Below are 240 nucleotides of genomic sequence, written 5' to 3' on the forward strand. Positions count from 1 at the left end.
GCCCACGGAAGATATCGCCTTCGGCATCAGCCAAGGTTTTGCCCTGCTCTGCGCTGAGCACCTGGGCAATGCGTTTGGTGTGTTCGCGAATCAGCGCCTGCAGCTTGAGCATGATGCGCATGCGTGCGCCAATCGGGGTGTCGCGCCAGGTCTGGAAAGCGCGATGGGCAGCAGCCACGGCAGCGTCGACTTCTTCGACGGTGGCGAACGGCACGCGCGCCAGTACTTCCTGGGTGGCAG

General features: G+C 63.8%; 1 protein-coding gene. It reads right to left on the reverse strand.

The features are described 5' to 3' along the window. On the reverse strand, positions 1-240 hold a 240-nt coding region (locus SB765_RS33250; protein WP_410932983.1), incomplete at both ends, for an aldehyde dehydrogenase family protein.

The organism is Pseudomonas sp. SIMBA_067 (assembly GCF_046534675.1).
GTDB classification, from domain to species: Bacteria; Pseudomonadota; Gammaproteobacteria; order Pseudomonadales; family Pseudomonadaceae; genus Aquipseudomonas; species Aquipseudomonas putida.